The sequence below is a fragment of the Streptosporangium sp. NPDC049046 genome, assembly GCF_040649155.1.
In the GTDB taxonomy this organism is placed as follows: Bacteria; Actinomycetota; Actinomycetes; order Streptosporangiales; family Streptosporangiaceae; genus Streptosporangium.
This window is the reverse complement of record NZ_JBEZEZ010000080.1, coordinates 1-4,356: the sequence shown is the minus strand read 5'-3', so window position 1 is coordinate 4,356 and position 4,356 is coordinate 1. Positions and strand designations below refer to the sequence as shown.

Annotated in this window: 1 protein-coding gene; it reads right to left on the bottom strand. The window is 70.2% G+C overall.

What is annotated here, in order from left to right; all coding sequences use genetic code 11:
* Positions 1–4,356: type I polyketide synthase (locus AB0B96_RS40740; RefSeq protein ID WP_362907661.1), on the bottom strand; the 4,356-nt coding region annotated here is incomplete at both ends.

Here is a 4,356-nt window from a genome sequence, read left to right as displayed (position 1 = left end):
AAGCTCCCCGCACCCCCTGGAACACCGGCCCATACCCCAGCCCACCCTCGGCCAGCCGCTCGTACAACCCACCCACCTCGACCACCGACGCACCCTTCGGCGGCCACACCCCGACGTCGAACCGCTCCCCGGCCTGGCCGTCGGACGCCAGCACACCACTCGCGTGCCGTACCCAGGCGTCGTGTTCACCGGCCCCCGCAGGCCGAGCATGAACACTCACCCCACGCCGACCCACCCCATCCGCAGCCCCCACCCGCACCTGCACCGCCACCGCATCGTCCTCACCCAGCACCAACGGCGCCACCAACGTCAACTCTTCGACCAGGTCACACCCGACCTCATCACCCGCCCGCACCACCAACTCCAAAAACCCCGTACCCGGAAAAATCACCATCCCGCCCACCACATGATCCGCCAACCACGGATGCGACCCCAACGAGACACGACCCGTCAACAACGCCTCATCACTGTCGGCCAACCCCATGACCGCACCCAGCAGCGGGTGTCCCGCCACGACCTGTCCGAGACCTTCGGCGTCTCCGGCCCGTCTGCCACTCGGCCAGTACCACTGACGCTGGAAGGCGTACGTCGGCAACTCCACCTTGCGAGCACCGGCGAACAAGGTCGGCCAGCTGACCGGCACCCCGCGTACGTGCAGCCCGGCCAGCGCCGTCACGATCGTCGCCTGCTCGTCCTGGCCCCCGCGCAGCGCCGACACCAATACCGGGTCGGAGTCCGAATATCCGTCCATGGTGACGCGACGAGCATCCGGCTCCTCGGCGACCGCCTGAGAGCGGACCGTCTCCTCCGCGTCGGCGAGCACGGTGAGGGTGTCGGACGCCATCGCGGTGAGCACCCCGTCGGGGCCCAGCTCCAGATACGCCCGAACCCCCTGGCCGTGCAGGGTGCGCACGCCGTCGGCGAAACGAACGGCGCCACGGACCTGCTCCACCCAGTAGTCCGGTGAGCACAGCTGCTCGTCGGTGGCGGGTTCCCCGGTCAGCGTCGACACGATCGGGATCCGTGGCGGGTCGTAGGTGAGCGTCGCCGCCACCGCCCGGAACTCCTCCAGCATCGGGTCCATCAACGGCGAATGGAACGCGTGCGACACCCGCAGCCGCTTCGTCCTGATCCCCCGCTCCTCCAGAGTGGCGGACACCTCCAGCACCACCTGCTCAACACCGGAGATCACCACCGAGGACGGGCCGTTCACAGCGGCGACCGAGACCTCCTTCTCCCGCCCGGCCAGCAACTCGACGACCATCTCTTCGGAGGCCCGCACCGACACCATCGCCCCACCGGCAGGCAACGCCTGCATCAACCGCGCCCGCGCCGCCACCAACGCACACGCGTCCTGCAGCGACAACACCCCCGCCACATGAGCCGCTGTGATCTCCCCGACCGAGTGCCCGGCCAGCACATCCGGCCGCACCCCCCACGAGGACACCAGCCGGAACAGCGCCGTCTCCACCGCGAACAGCGCAGGCTGCGCCCACCCCGTCCGATCCAGCAACCCCGCCTCAGCCGACCCCGGCTCGGCGAACACCACCTCACGCAACGACCCCTCAAGCAGCGGATCCAGCTCGGTGATCACCGCGTCCAAGGCTTCGGCGAACACCGGGAACCGGTCATACAACTCCCGGCCCATCCCAGCCCGCTGACTGCCCTGGCCGGTGAACAACACCGCCAGCTTCAGCTCGCCCGCTGCCACCCCGCGCACCACACCCGCACCCGGCAGATCCTCGGCCAGCGCACCCAACCCGGCCAGCACACCCTCACGACCACCGACCACCACCGCCCGATGCTCGAACGCCGACCGCGTCGCCACCAGCGAGAACGCCACATCGGCCAACCCGAGACCGGGCTCACCCTCCAGGAACGACGCCAACCGCCCGGCCTGCGCCCGCAACGCCCCCGCCGTACGACCCGAAACCACCACCGGAACCGTCTCGGCACCCGGCACCTGACCCGCTGTGCGAGCTTCGGCGGTTTCCGGGAGCTCCGGTCCCTGTTCGACGATCACGTGCGCGTTGGTGCCGCTGATCCCGAACGACGACACCGCCGCCCGGCGCGAGCGGTCGGTCTCCGGCCACTCAGTCGGCTCGGTCAGCAGCTCCACCGCACCCGAGGACCAGTCCACATGCGACGAGGGCGCGTCCACGTGCAGCGTCCTGGGTAGCGTCCCGTGCCGCATCGCCATGACCATCTTGATCACGCCCGCGACACCGGCGGCGGCCTGGGTGTGCCCGATGTTCGACTTGATCGAGCCCAGCAGCAGCGGCCGATCCTCCGGCCGATCCTGGCCGTAGGTGGCGAGCAGGGCCTGCGCCTCGATCGGGTCACCCAGCGTCGTCCCGGTGCCGTGCGCCTCCACCGCGTCCACCTCGGACGCCGACAGCCCCGCACTCGCCAGCGCCTGACGAATCACCCGCTGCTGAGACGGACCATTCGGCGCCGTCAACCCGTTCGACGCACCATCCTGATTCACCGCGGAACCACGCACCACCGCCAACACCCGATGACCATTACGCCGAGCATCCGACAACCGCTCCAGCACCAGCATGCCCACGCCCTCGGACCAGCCCGCACCGTCGGCGCTGTCGGAGAACGCCTTGCACCGTCCGTCGGCGGCCAGCCCGCCCTGGGCGCTGAAGTCGATGAACGAGGTCGGCGTGGCCATCACCGTCACGCCACCGGCCAGCGCCAGTGAACACTCACCACCGCGCAGCGCCTGCGCGGCCAGGTGCAGCGCCACCAGCGAGGAGGAGCACGCGGTGTCCACCGTCACCGCCGGCCCTTCCAGGCCGAGCGTGTAGGACAGGCGGCCGGTCGCGACACTACCGGCGCTACCCGTACCGGAGAAGCTCATCGCCTCCGGTGGCAGCTCAACACCGGTCGCGTAGTCGTGGTACATGACCCCGGCGAACACGCCGGTACGGCTGCCACGCAGCGAGAGCGGATCGATCCCGGCCCGCTCGACCGCCTCCCACGACGTCTCCAGCAGCAACCGCTGCTGCGGGTCCATCGCCAGCGCCTCACGCGGCGAGATCCCGAAGAACCCGGGGTCGAACTCCCCGGCCTCGTGCAGGAACCCACCCTCACGCACATAACTGGTCCCCCGGCTCTCCCGATCCGGGTTGTACAACGTCCCGAGATCCCAGCCGCGTGACGTCGGGAACCCGGTGATCGCGTCGGCCTCCTCGACCACCAGACGCCACAGATCCTCCGGAGAAGACACCCCACCCGGATAACGACACGCCATCCCCACGATCACCACCGGATCGTCGGCCACCGACCGCACCACCGGCGAGAGCACGTCCTCATCGACCCGCTCGCCGAGCAACTCACCCAGCAGGAAGTCCGCCAGCCCAACCGGAGTCGGGTAGTCGAAGACCAAGGTGGCCGGCAGGCGCAGCCCGGTCGCCGCGTTCAACCGGTTGCGCAGCTCCACCGCGGTCAGGCTGTCGAAGCCCAGCTCAATGAACTCCCGCCGGACGTCCACCGCCTCCGGCGAGGCATGCCCCAGGACCGTCGCCACCTGCGCCCGCACCGTGTCCACCAGCAACCGCACCCGATCGGCCTCACCCAACCCGGCCAGCCGTCCCATCAGCGCACCGTCACCGGTCACGACCGACGACACCGCCGATCTGCGCGAGCCGCGCACCAGCCCGCGCAGCAGGTGCGGAACCTCACCACCCGCCCGCACCGCCGCCAGATCCAACCGCGCGATCACCAGCGCCGGACGATCCGTCGCACGCACCGCGTCGAAGGACGCCAGTCCCTGCTCGGGCGAGAAAGGCGCCATCCCGGAACGCGCCATCCGCCGCAGATCCACCTCGTCCAACCCGCCCGTCATCCCGGCGTCCTGCTCCCACGGACCCCACGCCAGCGAACGCCCCGCCAGCCCCAGCCCGCGCCGATGCCCCGCCAACGCGTCCAAGAACGCGTTGCCCGCCGCGTAGTTGCCCTGCCCCGCCCCACCGAACGTCCCCGCCACCGACGAGAACACGATGAAATCGACCAGATCCTCGTCTTGAGTGAGCTCGTGCAGATGCCAGGCGGCATCCACCTTCGGCCGCAAGACAGCGTCCAACCGCTCCGCCGTCAGCGACGGGATCGTCCCGTCATCCAGCACACCCGCAGTGTGGATCACCGCTGTCAGCGGATGAGCGGCGTCGATCCCGGCCAGCAGCGCCGCCACCTGATCCCGATCGGCCACGTCACACGCCGCGACCGTGACCTCGACCCCGTGCGCGATCAGCTCCGCCCGCAACTCCACCGCACCCGGAGCCTCCAACCCCCGGCGGCTGGTCAGCAGCAGACGCCGCACCCCACGCTCGGCCACCACATGCCGCG